The sequence below is a fragment of the Streptomyces sp. NPDC057743 genome (assembly GCF_042798755.1).
GTDB lineage: Bacteria > Actinomycetota > Actinomycetes > Streptomycetales > Streptomycetaceae > Streptomyces.
Genome location: NZ_JBHVJX010000007.1, coordinates 80,007 through 95,681 on the forward strand (window position 1 = coordinate 80,007; position 15,675 = coordinate 95,681).

Sequence of the window (15,675 nt, forward strand, 5' to 3'; positions counted from 1 at the left end):
GAGCGCGCGGCCGTCGGGAGGGACGGATCGGCGGAGGCGGGCCGGCTGACAGGGGCCCGCCGCCGGTCTGCCCCGGCGGGAGCGTTCTGGGTGCGGGTGTCTCGGTTCATGACTCAACCGTACGGAGAACGGCGGCCGTTGGGGATCGGGGAAATCCCGGAAAACGAGATCAGGGAACCCTGATGCCGTCGTCGGGGCTCAGGGGCGGCTTGAGCCCCGCCCCTGAGCCCCCGTAGCTTGCCCTGCCCGACTCGTCAGGCCAGGGCGGCGGCAAGCCGGCGCGGTTGCCGGTCACCCGGCAGCGGTCTCCGCTGCGTAGCCCCGGCCGACGCGGAAGCAATAACGGAGGCGACGGATGGGACGACAGGGGCAGCAGAGGTAGCAGGGCCAGCAGAGGCAGTAGAGGTAGTAGAGGCAGCAGCGACAACAGGGGTGGCTGCGGCCCCCGTTCTGCCCCTATCCGCGGCCGTGCGCCCAGCTCCAGCCCTAGCCCGAGCTCCAGCCCTAGCCCCAGTGCCAGCCGCCATCTCCGCCCCCGCCCCTGCGTCCGCCTTTGCCTCCGTATCCGTCTCTGCCTCCGCCAAGAGCGCGATCAGCGTTTCCCGGGCGCGGGCCACCCGTGAGCGCACCGTCCCCACCGGGCAGCCCATCACCCCGGCCGCCGCCGCGTACGGCAGTCCGAGCAACTGCGTCAGCACGAACGCCTCCCGCCGCTGCGCCGTCAGCGCCGTCAACAACTCGGCCAGCGCGATGCCCTCTTCGAAGCCCGGCACGCCGCGCGGCTGGACCCGCTCGGCGGCGGACTGCCAGTCGTCGGTCGCCGACAGCCGCGGCCGCACCGCATGGGTGCGGATCCGGTCCGCCACCACCCGTCGGGCGATCGTCAGCAGCCAAGTCCGGGCCGACGAGCGGCCCTCGAACCGGGGCAGGCCGCGCAGCGCCCGCACATAGGTGTCCTGCACCAGGTCGTCGGCGGCCTGCGGCTCCCCGCTGAGGTGCGTGACATAGCGCCGCACATCGAGCTGGGTGGCCCGCACGAACTGCTCGACGGCGTGCTCGTTGCCGTCCCGGGCGGCCAGCGCCCAGCCCGTCACCGTCTCGTCGTCACGCATGCCGCAACCGCCCCTCGCCGGTCCGGACCAATTCGGGGAGGATGGGGGCATGCTCTGCTCGCGCATCCGTACGGCACTGTCGGCCCGCCTCGACGGCGAGGCGCTGCCCCCGGGGCTCACCACCCGCCGTCTCGACGACCACCTGGCGAGCTGCCGGGACTGCCGCCAATGGGACGCCCGCGCGCGAGCGCTCACCGTGGCCATCGGCAGTGTTGCCGCGCAGGATGCCCAGTCCGAGTCCGAGTCCGAGTCCGAGGTCGAGTCCGAGGTCGAGATGGCCGCACGGTCGGCCGCCGGCGGCCGACCGACCCAGGCGTCCTTCGAACCGCCCCCGGAGCCCTTCGAGCCGACGTCGGAGTCCGTCGAGACGCTGCTCGCCCGCCTCCGTTCGGTACGACGGGCGGGCTGAGTATCGGGGGAGTGTCGGCGGCTGGGGCGAGGAACCCGGGAGCGCCGGGCGTTGTGCTGAGCAACCGGGGAGCGCTGGCCGCCGGGTTGAGCAACCGTCGAGCGCCGGGCGTCGTGCTGAGCAACCCGGGAGCGTCGGCCGTCGGATTGAGTAACCGGGGAGCGCCAGGCGCTGAGTTGAGTAACCAGGGAGTGCCGGGCGCCGGGCTGGGCGGCCGGGGAGCGCCGGGCGCTCGCCGCGGCCCTGCTGCTCGCGCTGACCGGGGGCGGGCGCAAGCGGCCGTGCCACCACCGGCGTTCGGACAGGAATCATCATGTGGAGTCCTCTGGGTCCTTCGCGTGATCCGGGCGGCCGCGCGACGGCGCGGGCGACCGTTGAAGTCGGAGCCGGAACGCCGGGCGCGGGGCAGTGGCCCCGTACGCTCCGGTGGCAGTCCGGCTCGGGAATTCGACCGTGCTGTCAGACGACAGCCGGCTCACGCGGGGGACCCCGCAGGGACATGGCGTGCGCCAGCAGCAACTGCCGCGCCGCACACCGCGGCTCCTGACGGGCGGGGCGCGGGACCGGGCGGCCCTCCGGGAGCACCGTCCGCAGTACCAGCAACAGGGGCGCGAACAACCAGGCGGACACGCTCCGCACGAGCCGGAACGCCGCCCGCTCCCCGCCCCACAGCCACCACGCGCTGAGCAGGGCGACGAGCAGGTGCGCGGCGAGCATCCCAAGCGCGCTGCCGTGCATGCCCATAGAGGACATGCCAGTGGAGGACATGTCCATAGCGGACGCGCTCAGAGAGGACGTGCCCATGTGTGCCATGCCCGAGTCGGACATGTTCATCGCGCCCGGGCCCGTCTGCCCCATGGGGGACAGGGCCCGCGCCGCTTCCAGGTCCGCGAGCGACAGCCCTTGAGCACCGCACAGCCAGGTACGGGCCCACTCGCGGGTGAGGGCGGCCTGGTCCGCGCCGGCGCCGGCGACCGCCTGCCCAAAGGAGAACGCGCTGTGCAGCGCGGCCTGGGTGCCGATGGTCAGCAACCCGACCAATACGGGACCGCGTTCGCGCGCGGCGAAGCACCAGGCCCCGGCCGCGGTCGCCAGACCGGCCGCGAGCAGCATCCAGCCGGGCACCGCGGCATCCGACATCACCGCGTGCCCGAGCGCAGCCAGGAGCACGCAGACCGCCGCGAACACCGCGGCGCGCAGCCCCCTGAGAACGTGCCCCGCATCCATGACAGGCCCCATCGTCGCACCTCGCCCCCGGAAGGGAACCGGGAGGGGCACAAGAGTCGCCGGACCGGGGCGGTGAGTCGCTGACGGCGGGAGCGACGGGGCGGCCACCGCGCGCGAGCCACCGGGGAGTTGGCGGCGAGTTCCGCCGTCACCCGGTACCAAGCGCCCGCCGCCCGGTACCAAGCCCCCCACCGCCGGGTAGCAGGACTCGCCGCTACCCGGCCAGTTCACCGCCCAGCGCTCGCCCGGCCCCCGGCAGCCGAGGACATGCCGCGTGTACGGGGCATGGGCATACCGGGGGTACGGCAGTCGTATGCGGGTATCCGGGCGGCGCCGTGGTGGTGCGGGCCGGGCGGCCCGGGGGGCCCGGTCAGGACTCCCCGGCCAGGCCCTCCCAGTGGTCGGCCAGGGACGTCAGCAACCGCATGACGTCGCCGCGCTGTGCGGCGTCGTACGGCGCCAGCAGCCGGTCGTCCAACTGCCGGGCCCGGTCGCGGGCGGCCCGCAGCGTCTGCTGGCCCTCCTCGGTCAGGAACAGCAGCTTGCGGCGCCCGTCGGCGGCGTCGGCGCGGCGGACTATCAGGCCCCGGCCCTCCAGCCGCCGGGCCACGTCCGCCATCGTGGAGGTGTCCAGGGCCACCGCCGAGGCCATCGACCGCTGGTCCCGTCCCGGCGTCGCCTCCACCGCGGTGAGGACGGCGAACTGCGGCCCGGTGAGCGTCGGATCGACCGCCCGCACCCACACGGCCAGGTACGCCTGGTAGAGCCGGCGCACCTGGTAGCCGGGCGCGGCTGTCAGGGCCGCTGGGATCGCCGTCCCGGTGTCGGCAGTCGGGGGTGCCGCGGGGGAATCAGGTGTGGAGGTCGTGGTCTCGTCAGCCATGAGCCCACTCAATCACGGTGCGCAGGGGTGGCCGTCGCGGACCGTCATGATGCTCACACCACTCACACCAGCATCGAACGCAGCGCCGCGCGCAGGGCGTCCAGGGCCGCCGACGGGTTGTCCCAGAAGATCATGTGGCCCGCGCCCGGCACCGCAAAGACCGCGGCCGACGGCAGCAACGCCCGCGCCTCCGCGGCCCCCGCCGCCGTGACCACCGGGCTCTCCGCGCCGTACAGCAGCGTCGTGGGGCCGGTGACCGCGGGCCACCAGTCGAAGAAGTCCTCGGTTTCGAAGCCGCGGTGGGTGGCGACGACGGCCGCACGGTCGCAACTGGACAGCCAACGCGCCCGCAACTCCCGTTCCCGACGCGGCCATCGGGGCCACGACCGGCCCACCTCCTCGGCGTCGGTACCGCGTTCGGCCTCGGCCAACTGCCCGAGGAACGCCTCCAACGTGGTGGGATACGGGCCGCGCCCCGGCCCGCTCATCGGCGGATCGGCCAGCACGCTGCCGCCGATCGCCACCTTGCCGCGGGCCGCGACCGCCGCCGCGATCCGCGCGCCCATGGAATGCCCGAAAAGCAACGGCCCCTCCAGGCCGAGCCCTTCGATCACCGCCTCGGTGTCCGCGGCGTACGCCTCCAGCCCGTAGGGGCCAACGGCCCCGTCGCCGCCCCCGGGGCCGTCCGATCCGCCGCCGTCCCCCGGGGCGCCCGACGCACCATCCGGGCCGCTGTCCGACAGCCCGCGGCCGCGCACGTCGACCACCACCGGACGTACCAGGTCGGTGAGTTCACGGGCGACGAAGTCCATGGTGACGGCCGGGCTGGTGATCCCCGGCAGCACCACCAACGCGGGCCCGCCGCCCCCGTAGTCCAGGACGTGCAACCGGGTCGGCCCCGAACGCACCCACCGGCTGGTGGCGGGCAGCTCGGCCAGATCCGCGAGGGCGGACTGGAGGACGGACCGGGAAGCCGCGTCGCGCCGCGGGCTCTCCAACATGGCGGAGTCCTTCCGGAGGAGGAGCGGGAGGGAGACGAGAAGGGAGATGAGAAGGGAGATCGGGAGGGAGATGAGGACGGAAATGGGGTCGGATAAGGGCCGGATTATGGCGGTGCGATGTGGGCGTCGTGGCCCAAGTCGCCCGCCAGGCCGCCCAGATAGCCGACCGCGTCAGCCACTCCCACCACATCGCCGTACTTGGCCTGGAGGTCGAAGAGGGCCGCGGCGTGTGGGCCCGCCGCTCGGTCGCCGACGCACTCCCGGGGGATCAGTACCGGGAAGCCGGACTGCACCGCGTCGACCGCCGTGGCGCGCACGCAGCCGCTGGTGGTCGCGCCGCACACCACCGCGGTGTCGCAGCCCAGCGCGGTCAGGGTGGCGGCCAACGAGGTGCCGAAGAAGGCCGATGCACCCTTCTTCACCACCAACGTGTCGGTCTCCCGCCGCGGCAGCCGGGGATCGAGCGCGACCGCCTCGCTGCCCTCCAACAGGGCGCTCAACCCAGGCGCCTTGCGTAGCCAGGCGATCCGGTCGCCGGACACCTCGGCGGGCGCGTAGGCGATCGCGGTGAAGACCACCGGCACGCCTGCCGGGCGGCCCGCCTCGATCAGTCGAGCGGTGGCCGCCACCACCTCGCTCAGATCGGCCCCGGTCGGAAAGCAGTCCTCGGTGAACCCCCGGGTCAGATCGACGACGACGAGCGCGGGCCGCCGACCGCGGCACACCGGCGCGCCGAACCCGGCGCGCGCATACGTACGGTCGATGGCCGTCCCGTAGTGGCTCATGCGCGTCCCCGCCGCGGTGCCCCGGACCTGCGCAGCGTCTTGAGCTCCCGTCGCATTCCCGCGAGCCGCCCCAACAACCAGCCCTCGAACACCCCGACGGTGAACGCGGCGGCCAGCGGCCCGTACTTGGTCAGCAACGGCCCGGCAGTGGGCCCGAGCAGCGCCGACAAGCCGTCGAGCTCACCGTCGAGCCCGCCACCACCGGCGGCAACGGGAGTTCCACCGACACCCGCCGCCCCACCCGACGCACCCGACGCACCCGAGGGCGCCACAGTGGCCCGGCCGGCCCCACCAGCCAGATCGGTCGCACGCCCGCCCCCGCTCCCGCCTCCATGCTCCCCCGCCAACAACCCGCCCAAATTACGGGCGAATTGCTCCAGGATTCGCGTCGAGACCGTCCCGATCGCGCCCTTCCCGAACTGGGCCAGCTTGCCGCGGATCACCAGGTCCGTGACCAGCTCCAGCCGCGCGCCCTCCGGTGCCTCGGCGACGGTCAGTGTCACCTCCGCCTCCGCGTCCCCGTTGCCGTGGGCGTCCGCACCGCGCGCCTGCACCCGTAGCCGCCGGCGGTCGGCGTCGGTCTCCAGGAACCGCACCGTGCCCGCGTACGCGGCGGTGATCGGCCCGACCTTCACCCGGACCCGGCCCTGCCAGGCGTCGCCGTCCCGGCCGTCGAGCACCGCCCCCGGCATGCAGGACGCCACCCGCTCCACGTCGTTGACCAGCGCGAACACCGCATCGGGCGCCGCATTCACCGGCACCGTGTTGCTGAGCTGCATCACTTCTCCTTGCGGGGTTCGGGACGGATGGTCGCGCGGGCGGCGCGCCGGGCCGCGGCGCAGTCCTCGATCGCCTCGACGATGGGTTGGTAGCCGGTGCACCGGCACAGGTTGGCGGCCACCACCTCGCGGATCTCCGCGCGGGACGGGTCCGGCCGCTCGGCGAGGAACCCCTCGGCCAGCATCAGGAATCCGGGCGTGCAGAAGCCGCACTGAAGGGCATGCCGCTCCCGGAACGCGCGTTGCAGATCACTGAGTTGACCCCATGGATCCGACGCCCCGCCTTCCGGATCGACATCCTCCGCCGGGGCGCCCGCACCCCCCGACCGCCCAGGAGAACCGCCCGCCCCCACCGACTCCACCGTCCGGATCCGTGCCCCCTCCGCCTGTGCAGCGAAGATCAGGCAGGCCCGCACCGGGCGGTCGTCGAGCAACACCGTGCAGGCGCCGCAGATGCCGTGCTCGCAGCCGACGTGGGTGCCGGTCAGCCGCAGGTCGTGGCGGAGCACGTCGACGAGCGTGCGGCGCGGCTCGGTGATCACCTCGTGGCGGACCCCGTTCACGTCGAGGACCATGAGCTGGAGCTCCCGCTCGGCGAGCGGCGAGGTGTCGGGTGGCGCGGCGGCGTCCGGCGTTGTGGTGCCGGGTAGTTGTGGGGGCGTGGTCATCGGGTGCTCTCCTGGTAGTGCTCGCGGTGCAGGGCGCGGTGCACCGTCTCGGGGGTGATCGGGGTGTCGTCCAGTTCCACGCCGGTGGGGCGCAGGGCGTCGTTGACGGCGTTGAGCACCGCGGCGGGCGCGCCGATCGTGCCGCCCTCGCCCGCGCCCTTGGCGCCGGTCTCGGTGAAGGCGCACGGTGTTTCCAGGTGATGGATCGCCACATCGGGAATTTCGTGCGCGGTGGGCACCTTGTAGTCCATGAAGCTGGTCGCGGACGGCTCGCCCTGCGCGTCGTAGGTGACCTGCTCGAACAGCGCCCCGGCGATGCCCTGGGCGATCCCGCCCCGGCACTGGCCGTCCACCACCTGCGGGTTGATGGCCACCCCGCAGTCCTCGACGCAGACGTAGCGCAGGATCTCCACCCGGCCGGTGTCGGGGGCGAGTTCGACGACGGTGCCGTGGGTGGCGTTGGAGAAGGTCCCGTCGTTGAAGACGTCGAAGGAGGCGGTCGCGGTCAGGCCCGGCTCGGTGCCCTTGGGGAGCAGGTCGGCGCGTAGATGGGCGATTTCGGCGAGTTGGGGGTAGCCGAGCGCGGTGTCGGGGTCGTCGCGGCGGAGCACCTTGCCGGGGCCGAGGACGGTGTCCTCCACGGGGACGTCCCAGCGGGCCGCCGCGAGCGCGCGCAGTTTCTCGCCGAGCCGCCCGGCGGCCAGCCGTACGGCGCTGCCGCCGACCGCGATCGACCGGCTGGCGAAGGTCCCCCAGCCGTAGGCGACCCGGTCCGTGTCCCCTTGGCGGAGCTTCACCTGGCCCAGTTCCAGGCCGAGTTCGTCGGCGACGATCTGGGCCATGGTCGTCTCGTGGCTCTGCCCGTGGCTCATCGTCCCGGTGGTGACGGTCACCGCCCCGCCGGGGTCCATCCGGACCTCGGAGAGGTCGTAGCCGGGGACGACGGCCATCTTGCGCTGGGCGAACGCGGTGGTGCCGTAGCCGGTGCGTTCGCTGAAGCAGGAGTAGCCGATGCCCAGGTACCGGCCCTCGGCGCGAGCCGCGCGGGCCCGCTCGTACCAGCCCTCGGCGCGCAGCGTCCGCTCGCACAGGTCCAGCGATTCGCGGTAGGAACCGGGGTCGTAGGTGATGCCGTTGACGCCGGTATACGGGAAGTCGGTGATCAGGTTGCGGCGGCGGACCTCCAGCGGGTCGAGGTCCAGCTCGCGGGCGGCGCGCTCGAACAGCCGCTCCATGACCATCACGTACTGCGGGCGACTGACCCCGCGGTACGGGGCGGAGGGCGCCTTGTTGGTGGCGATCGCCCGGCCGCGCACCCGGTAGGCGGGCACCTTGTAGACGCCGGGCATCTCGGCCGCCGCCATCAGCGGCTCGATGCCGGCGGTGAACGGATAGCAGGAGTAGGCGCCCATGTCGCAGACCACGTCGGCGTCGAGCGCCAGGATGTGGCCGGTCGCGTCGAACGCGGCCCGTACGTCGTAGTGTTGCTCGCGGGCCAGGAAGGACGCGGTCAGGGCGTCCTTGCGGTCCTCGATCCACTTCACCGGGCGGCGCAGCCGGAGCGCGGCCGCCGCCGCGGCGATCTCCTCCCGCCCCACCACGCACTTGAGCCCGAACCCGCCGCCCATGTCGGGCACCACCACCCGCACCGACCGCTCGGCCAGCCCCAGGCAGCGCGCGGCCACCGTCCGCACCTGGTGCGGGACTTGGCTGCACGTCTGGAGGACGAGCTGCTCCTCCCGGTCGTCCCAGTGGGCCACCGCGCCCCGGGTCTCCAACGGGAGCGCGTTCTGCCGGCCGGTGTGGGCGTCGATCCGGACGACGCGGTCGGCGGTGGCGAACACCTCGTCGATGCCGTCGGTGGCGAACAGTTCGACGTCCACCAGGGTGTTGCGGGCCGCCTCGGCGTGCAGCAGCGGCGCGCCGTCGGCGAGGGCCGCCGCCTCGCCGGTGATCGGCGGGTGGACGGCGTAGTGGACCCGGGCGGCCTCCAGCCCGTCCTCGGCGGCGTAGGCGTTCTCGGCGACGACGATGGCGAGCGGCTCGCCGACGTAGCGGACCCGGTCGCGGGCCAGCACCGGCATCGCGGTCGGCACGTACTCGGAGCGCGGGCGGTCGAGTTCGGCGGTGATGTCGCCCAGGCCGAGGTCGTCGGCGGTGTACGCGGCGAGCACGCCCGGCACCGCCCGGACCGCGTCCAGGTCGAGCGCGGTGATCTCGCCGTGCGCGACGGTGCTGCGGACGAACTGGGCGTGCAGCATGCCCGGCAGCGCGATGTCGTCGACGAACCGGCCGCGTCCGGTCAGCAGTCGGGGGTCCTCGCGGCGCGGCACCGACCGCCCGACGAGCCGCCCGTCGCCCCGCGGACCGTTCCCGGCGCCGTGCTCCGCGTCGTTCTCCGTGCTCCTCACTGGGGCCCCGCCTCCCTCGTTTGGGTAGTGGACAGGGCCTGCGTCGCGGCCCGTTCGACCAAGGCGCGGACGAGCCGCCGGCGGTAGGCCGCGCTGCCGCCCGCGTCGTCCGGTGGATCGACGGCCGCGGCCGCGACGTCGGCGCACTCGGCGAACGAGCCGCCGCCGGCCAGCACCGCCTCCGCCTCCGGCACCCGCACCGGCACCGGCGCCACCCCGCCGAGCCCGACCCGGCCGCCGCGCACCCGCCCGTCCTCGACATCGAGGTCCACCACCGCCGAGACGAGCGCGAAGTCGCCCCTGCGCTCGGCGAATTCGGTGAGCGCGGCGTGCGGTGCGGGCCGCGGGAAGACCACCTCGGTGAGCAGCTCGTCCGGTTCCAGCAGGCTGGTGTACGGGCCGAGGAAGAACTCGGCGGCGGGCATGCGGCGGCCGCCCCGCGGGCCGGTGGCGTGCAGCTCGGCGCCGAGGGTGTGGGCGAGCAGGCACCACTCGGCGGAGGCGTCGGCGTGCGCGAGGCTGCCGCCGACGGTGCCCCGGGTCCGGATCGGCAGGTGGCCGATCCACTCCATGGCCCGGCGCAGCACCGCGAACCCCGGCCCCAACGCCTCGGCGGGCGCGACCTCGACGGTGTGATGGGTGGTCAGTGCCCCGATGTGCAGGGCGCCGTCGGGCCGGACGCCCAGGTGGTCGAGTTCGCGCAGGGCGCCGATGTCGACCAGGTGGCCGGGCCGGGCGAGTCGGAAGTTCATCATCGCGACCAGGCTCTGGCCGCCGGCGATGATCTTGGCGTCGTCGCCCTGGTCACCCAGCTCGGCGAGTAAGGCGGTGGTGCCCTCGATGTCGCGGGCCCGGTGGTAGCGGAAGGGGGCGGGTTTCATGCGGTTCCTGTTCGTTTCTCCGGTGGTGGGGCGGGCGGGCCGAGGCGCTCGGCGCTCAGCGCGCGAACGGATAGGAGAACGCGACCTGATCCGGGTCGTTGAGCGGCGTCCCCCGCCACAGCCACTCGTAGGACAGGTCCGACTCCCCGTCGAAGCGGCGCAGTTGCTCGTCGCGGGCCCGCTGCTCGGGCCCGTCGGGGTAGTGGTAGAAGGTCTTGTTCTGCCAGGACGCTTCCTGCACCATCCCCGCGTGCTTGGCCCGCCGGTCGACGTACCGGCGCAGCGCCTGTGGCACCTCCGCCACGGTCACCGCCCCCAACTCCTCGGCCAGCACCGCGGCGTCCTCCATGGCCTGCGAGGCACCCTGGGCCTGGTAGGGCAGCATGGCGTGGCAGGCGTCGCCGAGCAGTGCCACGTTGCCGTCCGTCCAGATCGGGTCGCGGCGCCGGTGGTAGAGGGCGAAGCAACTGACGTTCTCCTTCGCCTTGGAGAGCATCGCCGGCACCCGGTCGTCCCAGCCGGGGAAGGCGTCCGCCAGGTCCTGCGGGGTGGCGGTCACCGTCCACTTCTCGGCGACCTCGTCGGTGCACGGGACGCACGCCACCACGTTCAGGTACGCGCCGCCGCGGATCAGATAGTGCACGAGGTGCCGCCCCGGCCCGTACCAGATGGTGCTCTGGAAGCGGTCCACCAGCCACCGGGTGGCCGGGTCGGCCGCGATCAACTCGCCCGGGATAAGCGCCCGGTAGGCCATCTCGCCGGAGAACAGCAGGGTGTCGGGCGCGCCCATCAGCTCCCGCACCCGCGAGCGGACGCCGTCGGCGCCGAGGAGTACATCGCCGGCGAAGCGCCGCCCGTCGTCGAGGAGTGCCACCGGCCGCTCGGGCCGGGTGCGGTCCAGTGCGACGACCCGACTCGCGGTGTGGAGCGCCACCACCGGCCCCGGGCCGTGCGGGTCGAGGCAGGCGTCCATCAGCACGCGGTGCAGATCGGCCCGGTGGTAGTGCCAATAGGGGGCGTTGAAGCGGTCCTTGCAGTATTGGCCGAGCGGGGTGAGCGCGACCACGCTGCCGTCCTGCCAGCGTCGCCGCACCTGGTCGAGCGGTTCGGTGCGGATGGCTTCGAGCTGGCGGCGCAGGCCGAGCCCGAGCAGGACCCGGCTGGCGTTGGGCGCGGTCTGGATGCCGGCGCCGATCTCGCCGAGCTGGGGCGCCTGTTCCAGCACGGTGACCCGTAGTCCGCGCTGGCGCAGGGCCAGGGCGGCGGTCAGGCCGCCGAGGCCGCCGCCGACGATGGTGACTTCGTAGCACTGACTGGGCGTCACTCTTCCTCCAGGGGTTCCGCTCGCTCACGACGGGACGGGGGCGAGGCGGTCGCTCAGTCGTCGGCGCACCGCCCGTCCTCGACGAGCCGGCCGTCCGCGACCACCGTCGTCGAGTCGACCGTCACCGAGCAGCCGCGCATCGCGATGTCGAGATGGGCGTAGGACTCGCGGCCCAACACCGGGTGCGGGCCGGTGGACCACAGGAAGTTGCCGGCGAACGCCCGGGCGTCCATGCCCATCAGCTGGTCCTTGCCGTACATCGCGGTGGCGAACCAGTCGGCGGTCCGCATCAGCCCCCAGCCCATGTGCGACAGGCTGCGCGCCCAGGTGTCCCGGGAGTCCTCGAAGAACGTGCTGAGCAGGTCGGCCTCGGCGCCGCCGCTGACCTTCTCGATGTGCCCGCCGGCGATCTGGAGGGTCACCGGCTCCCGCACGTACTCCTTGAACGGCAGCAGGATGTCGCCCGGCGCCAGCACGATCTGCCCGTCGGAGAGCTCCGGCCAGCACAGCACCATGGTGCTCGGCCAGTGGTCCCAGCGCCCAGGGTCGTCGGCGAAACCGCACTGGAACTCCGGTTTGGAACCGCTCAGTTGGACGGTCAGGTCGGTGCCGGCGGCGGAGCTGACCCGCATCTGCGAGGACCGCTTGAGCAGTTTGACGCCGCGCAGCACCTCGGCCTTGTCCTGCTCCTTGGGGAGGTTGCGGATCAGCACCTCGGGCGCGTCGCAGACGAAGAGGATGCGGGTGCCGGCGCGCAGGACGTCCTGTTGGACCGGGGCGTGGATGAAGCCCTCGCGGGTCAGATCCACCACCAGATCGGCGGACTTGAGCAGGTCCTGGGCGCAGGTGTCGTTGAGGACGGAGGTCAGGCCGGGGCCGGCGCCGGTGTGGGTGCTGGGCATCGGCGCGGGGGTGCCGCCGGGGACGGTCGCCGCGATGACGTGCGCGCCGCACGCCTTGGCGGCGCCGAACGCGGCCGCGACGTAGTCGCCGCGGCTGTCCGGCTCGGCGAGCACCACCACGTGCTCGTCGCGGCGCAGTTTGCACAACCGCAGCTCGCGGGTGAAGGCATCGAGCAGATCGACGGACGAGAGAGCGAACACGGGGACCCTCCAGGAACGAGTCTGGGGCTGGGTGGTCGGTGTCGGTGCGGCACCCGGCGGGGGAGTGGCCGCTCCCCGTGCCCGGCGGGGCGCTGCGGCCCCTCGCCGAGGGCCTTGCGGACAGGTGTTGAGCTGCGGTGATGCGGTGGCGCCCCGGGCATCCCCGCAGAGATAATCCGAACACGTACGATCTTGGCTTGGCAAGAGGCGCGCGCCGAGTTGGCCGAGCTCTTCCCTGATCGACCCGCAACGCGCCCGCCCGCACCGCCGAATGGCGCCCGGGCGCACGCAACGGGGCGCGGCCCCTCCGGCCACGCCCCGTCAACTGCCCGCGTACTCCTACGGTCGGGGCCCGATCACCTGCCCGGAACCGTCCCGCACCGTGATCGCCATCGCCGGACACACATCGGCCGCGTCCAGCGCCCGCTCGTCCTCCGCGACCTCGTCCCGCACCGCTCTGGCGTGCGGCCCGTCCAGGACGAACAGGTCCGGGGCGATCGCCGGGCAGGAGCCGGAGGCGATGCACAGCCCCGGATCGATCTCCACCTTCCACGCCACCGCGGTCACCACCCCACCGGCAGGACCCGGGGTCCGCGCACCAGCATCTGGGTCTTCCACTCCACGTCCCCGGCCACGTGCAGCCCCGGGAACCGGGTGATCAGCGCCGAGATCGCCTCCTGGAGCTCCAATCGGGCCAGCGGCGCACCCAGGCAGTGGTGGACACCATGGCCGAAACCGAGGTGTTGGTTCCCGGTGCGCCGGATGTCCAACTTCCCCGGCGCGTCGAACCGCAGCGCATCGCGGTTGGCCGAGCCCACCGCCACCAGGACCGGCTCGCCGGCCCGCACCAGCGTGCCCCCGACCTCGATGTCCTCCAGCGCGTAACGGGGCTGCCCCGCCCCACTGCCCAACGGGACGAACCGCAGCAGCTCCTCGACGGCGCCGCCGACCAGCTCCGGCTGCTCCCGCAACAGGGCCAGTTGCTCGGGGTGGTCCAGCAGCGCCAGCACGAAGTTGGGGATCTGGGTGGCGGTGGTCTCGTGCCCGGCGACCAGGATGCCCACGCACAGATCGATCAGTTCCAGCTCGGAGAGCCGGTCGTTGACGTCCCGCGCGTCGATCAGCGCGGTCATGAGGTCGTCCTGCGGTTCCTTCCGGTGCTGCTCGATCAACTTGCGCATGTACGCGCGGAGTTCCTCGCGGTTGGCCTCGAACTCCTCGGCGGTCAGCGAACTCGTCGACAGCGCGGCGTCGCTCCACACCCGGAACTGCGGCCGGTCCTCGGTCGGCACCCCGAGCAGCCGGCAGATGACGGCCACCGGGATCGGCAGCGCGTACCGGTCGACGAGGTCCACCGGCGGCCCCGCGGCCTCCAACTCGTCGAGCAGTTCCCGGGTTAACTCCTTGATCTGCGGCCGGAGTTTCTCCACCTGGCGGACGGTGAACGCCTTCGCCACCAGGGTCCGCAGCCGGGTGTGGTCCGGCGGGTCCATGCTCAGGATCCCGCCGTTGCGGGTCCCCTCGGACTGCCGGGGCTCGTCGTGCCGTTCGCTCTCGGCCCGACTGAACCGCTGGTCGCCCAGGACGAACCGGGCCTCGGCGTACCGCGTGACGAGCCAGGCCGGCTCGCCGTACGCCAACTGGACCTTCAGTAGGCCCTCGCGGTTGCGCGCGTGTTCGTATTCCGCCGAAAGATCAAGGCTCTCGGCGATGTTGAAGGGGTAGGCAAGGGGTGCTGTGTCGGCTGTGGTCATGGTGACCTCCCTCGTGTAAGCACCTGCTTACATACCGTAGGACGCGCGCTCGGGGTGGTCAACGATGAATTACGCACGGCATCTTGGCCCGTCGCGGCGGACCGCGGCGATCAACTGGCAGACCGACGGAAAGGGGAGCGTCCGTGAAGGAGGCCACGCACGAAGAGACGGTGCAGGAGGCCGGGGGGAGCCCACCGAGTCCGGGCCCCGCCGAACCCCGCCGCAGCGCCCGGGACACCCGGCTACTGCTGCTCGACGCCGCCTCGCAACTCTTCGCCGAACGCGGCTACGAACGCGCCACGGTGCGCGACATCGCCTCCCGCGCCGGCGTCAACCAAGCCCTGTTGTTCCGCTACTTCGGTTCCAAGAAGGCCCTGTTCGGCGAGGTGATGGCGCGCGGCGGCCATGAGCAACTGCGCACCACCCCCGCGGAGCGGCTCTTCGAGGTCGCGCTGCGCGGCATGCTCGCCGAGGGTGGCGGCCCGGGCAACGACCGCTCGCTGGAGGTCTGTCTGCGCTCCATCGGCGGGAGCGACGAGATCGCCGAGGCGCTCCGCGGGCTCGGCGACGAGTACGCCGACGCGCTCGCCACGCTCTCCCGCGCCGGCGACGGCGCGCTGCGCGGCGATCTGGCGCTGTCCTGGCTGCTGGGCATCGGCCTGATGCGGGTGGTGGTCGGCAAGGAGCCGCTGGCCAGCGCCGACCCGGATGCCGTCGTCCACCTCGTGGGGCGGGCGCTGGGGACCCTGATGGAGGACCTGCCGCAGGCCGAGTGAGACCGGACGGCCACCACCGCGCGGGGCGCGCCCGGGCCCGTGCTGCGTTCCGGTGACCCTCCGGCGGGTCGCCACGTGCAGTCCGATAAACCAATTAACGTCGCGCTTGCAGGAGAATGTCTCTTTTCTGCCCAGCCGAGCAAAGGTGGAACAATGCATCGTTCGATTCCTCGCGGGCTCGCGGTGGCCGGCCTCGCCGCGGCGGCCCTCATGGTCCCGACGGCGGGCGCGGCCACCGCGGCCCCCAGCAACGCGCAGTCCGCCCTGTGCACCGCGCACAGCCGGTGCCACGCTTCTCACGGCCGCGAAGGCCAGCACGGGCACGCCCGCTACGACGACGGCTTCGGCCGAGGCGACGACGGCTTCGGCCGCCGTGGTGACGACTTCGGTCGCCGTGGTGAGGGCCTCGGTCGTGGGGAGGACGGGCTCGGCCGCCACTCCGACGGCCTGGGCCGCGGCGGCCTCCTCGGCCTCGGTCTCCTCGGGATCCTCTGACCGTCGCGCCGCGTCGCCACCTGCGTGGGCCCGGGTCCCGTACCCGGGCCCACGCGCGTGTGCGGGG

At 73.2% G+C, this 15,675-nt stretch carries 15 protein-coding genes and 1 pseudogene; 3 read left to right on the plus strand and 13 right to left on the minus strand.

What is annotated here, in order from left to right; translation table 11 throughout:
- Positions 1–554 precede the first annotated feature (554 nt).
- Positions 555–1,112, minus strand: a pseudogene (locus ACFVFQ_RS10065) (sigma-70 family RNA polymerase sigma factor); the annotation flags it as partial.
- Positions 1,113–1,161: 49 nt separating this feature from the next.
- Here ACFVFQ_RS10065 and ACFVFQ_RS10070 point away from each other — a divergent pair.
- Positions 1,162–1,521, plus strand: a complete 360-nt coding sequence (locus ACFVFQ_RS10070; RefSeq protein WP_383411780.1) for a zf-HC2 domain-containing protein — start codon at positions 1,162–1,164, stop codon at positions 1,519–1,521.
- 459 nt (positions 1,522–1,980) lie between these two features.
- On the opposite strand, the gene ACFVFQ_RS10075 is transcribed toward ACFVFQ_RS10070, so the two are convergent.
- The 12 genes from ACFVFQ_RS10075 to ACFVFQ_RS10130 all read right to left on the minus strand — a co-directional run bounded on the left by ACFVFQ_RS10075 (position 1,981) and on the right by ACFVFQ_RS10130 (position 14,337).
- Positions 1,981–2,748: a PE-PGRS family protein gene (locus ACFVFQ_RS10075; protein ID WP_383411782.1), complete on the minus strand. Its 768-nt coding sequence runs from the start codon at positions 2,746–2,748 to the stop codon at positions 1,981–1,983.
- Positions 2,749–3,118: 370 nt separating this feature from the next.
- Positions 3,119–3,631 (minus strand): MarR family winged helix-turn-helix transcriptional regulator, encoded by a 513-nt coding sequence (locus tag ACFVFQ_RS10080; protein ID WP_383411785.1) that lies wholly within the window; start codon positions 3,629–3,631, stop codon positions 3,119–3,121.
- Positions 3,632–3,693: 62 nt separating this feature from the next.
- On the minus strand, positions 3,694–4,632 hold the full coding sequence (locus ACFVFQ_RS10085) for an alpha/beta fold hydrolase (protein WP_383411788.1): 939 nt from the start codon (positions 4,630–4,632) through the stop codon (positions 3,694–3,696).
- 104 nt (positions 4,633–4,736) lie between these two features.
- On the minus strand, positions 4,737–5,417 hold the full coding sequence (locus tag ACFVFQ_RS10090) for an isochorismatase family protein (RefSeq protein WP_383411791.1): 681 nt from the start codon (positions 5,415–5,417) through the stop codon (positions 4,737–4,739).
- Positions 5,414–6,196: an SRPBCC family protein gene (locus ACFVFQ_RS10095; protein ID WP_383411794.1), complete on the minus strand. Its 783-nt coding sequence runs from the start codon at positions 6,194–6,196 to the stop codon at positions 5,414–5,416. Before ACFVFQ_RS10095 ends, ACFVFQ_RS10090 begins: the two co-directional genes overlap by 4 nt.
- Complete coding sequence (locus ACFVFQ_RS10100) at positions 6,196–6,864, minus strand: (2Fe-2S)-binding protein (RefSeq protein WP_383411797.1); 669 nt, start codon at positions 6,862–6,864, stop codon at positions 6,196–6,198. Before ACFVFQ_RS10100 ends, ACFVFQ_RS10095 begins: the two co-directional genes overlap by 1 nt.
- Positions 6,861–9,275, minus strand: a complete 2,415-nt coding sequence (locus ACFVFQ_RS10105; RefSeq protein WP_383411802.1) for a xanthine dehydrogenase family protein molybdopterin-binding subunit — start codon at positions 9,273–9,275, stop codon at positions 6,861–6,863. The genes ACFVFQ_RS10100 and ACFVFQ_RS10105 overlap by 4 nt, the downstream gene beginning before the upstream one ends.
- On the minus strand, positions 9,272–10,156 hold the full coding sequence (locus ACFVFQ_RS10110) for an FAD binding domain-containing protein (protein ID WP_383411808.1): 885 nt from the start codon (positions 10,154–10,156) through the stop codon (positions 9,272–9,274). The genes ACFVFQ_RS10105 and ACFVFQ_RS10110 overlap by 4 nt, the downstream gene beginning before the upstream one ends.
- A 55-nt stretch (positions 10,157–10,211) precedes the next feature.
- On the minus strand, positions 10,212–11,480 hold the full coding sequence (locus ACFVFQ_RS10115) for an FAD-dependent oxidoreductase (protein WP_383411811.1): 1,269 nt from the start codon (positions 11,478–11,480) through the stop codon (positions 10,212–10,214).
- Positions 11,481–11,533: 53 nt separating this feature from the next.
- Positions 11,534–12,583 (minus strand): hypothetical protein, encoded by a 1,050-nt coding sequence (locus ACFVFQ_RS10120; protein WP_383411813.1) that lies wholly within the window; start codon positions 12,581–12,583, stop codon positions 11,534–11,536.
- A 339-nt stretch (positions 12,584–12,922) separates the two neighbouring features.
- Positions 12,923–13,141, minus strand: a complete 219-nt coding sequence (locus ACFVFQ_RS10125) for a ferredoxin (RefSeq protein ID WP_383411815.1) — start codon at positions 13,139–13,141, stop codon at positions 12,923–12,925.
- A 5-nt stretch (positions 13,142–13,146) separates the two neighbouring features.
- Positions 13,147–14,337: a cytochrome P450 gene (locus ACFVFQ_RS10130; RefSeq protein WP_383411818.1), complete on the minus strand. Its 1,191-nt coding sequence runs from the start codon at positions 14,335–14,337 to the stop codon at positions 13,147–13,149.
- A gap of 143 nt (positions 14,338–14,480) precedes the next feature.
- Between ACFVFQ_RS10130 and ACFVFQ_RS10135 the strand changes: the two genes are divergently transcribed.
- Both ACFVFQ_RS10135 and ACFVFQ_RS10140 read left to right on the plus strand, forming a co-directional pair.
- Positions 14,481–15,113 carry a TetR/AcrR family transcriptional regulator gene (locus ACFVFQ_RS10135; protein ID WP_383411821.1) on the plus strand — a complete coding sequence of 211 codons (633 nt, stop codon included), beginning with the start codon at positions 14,481–14,483 and terminating at the stop codon, positions 15,111–15,113.
- A gap of 153 nt (positions 15,114–15,266) precedes the next feature.
- Positions 15,267–15,608 carry a hypothetical protein gene (locus ACFVFQ_RS10140; RefSeq protein WP_383411824.1) on the plus strand — a complete coding sequence of 114 codons (342 nt, stop codon included), beginning with the start codon at positions 15,267–15,269 and terminating at the stop codon, positions 15,606–15,608.
- Positions 15,609–15,675 lie beyond the last annotated feature (67 nt).

Coding starts and splice junctions, on each gene's coding strand:
- ACFVFQ_RS10095 (WP_383411794.1), bottom strand. CDS start 6,196: ATGCAGCTCAGCAACACGGTGCCGGTGAATGCGGCGCCCGATGCGGTG.
- ACFVFQ_RS10130 (WP_383411818.1), bottom strand. CDS start 14,337: ATGACCACAGCCGACACAGCACCCCTTGCCTACCCCTTCAACATCGCC.
- ACFVFQ_RS10080 (WP_383411785.1), bottom strand. CDS start 3,631: ATGGCTGACGAGACCACGACCTCCACACCTGATTCCCCCGCGGCACCC.
- ACFVFQ_RS10110 (WP_383411808.1), bottom strand. CDS start 10,156: ATGAAACCCGCCCCCTTCCGCTACCACCGGGCCCGCGACATCGAGGGC.
- ACFVFQ_RS10070 (WP_383411780.1), top strand. CDS start 1,162: ATGCTCTGCTCGCGCATCCGTACGGCACTGTCGGCCCGCCTCGACGGC.
- ACFVFQ_RS10090 (WP_383411791.1), bottom strand. CDS start 5,417: ATGAGCCACTACGGGACGGCCATCGACCGTACGTATGCGCGCGCCGGG.
- ACFVFQ_RS10075 (WP_383411782.1), bottom strand. CDS start 2,748: ATGGATGCGGGGCACGTTCTCAGGGGGCTGCGCGCCGCGGTGTTCGCG.
- ACFVFQ_RS10100 (WP_383411797.1), bottom strand. CDS start 6,864: ATGACCACGCCCCCACAACTACCCGGCACCACAACGCCGGACGCCGCC.
- ACFVFQ_RS10140 (WP_383411824.1), top strand. CDS start 15,267: ATGCATCGTTCGATTCCTCGCGGGCTCGCGGTGGCCGGCCTCGCCGCG.
- ACFVFQ_RS10085 (WP_383411788.1), bottom strand. CDS start 4,632: ATGTTGGAGAGCCCGCGGCGCGACGCGGCTTCCCGGTCCGTCCTCCAG.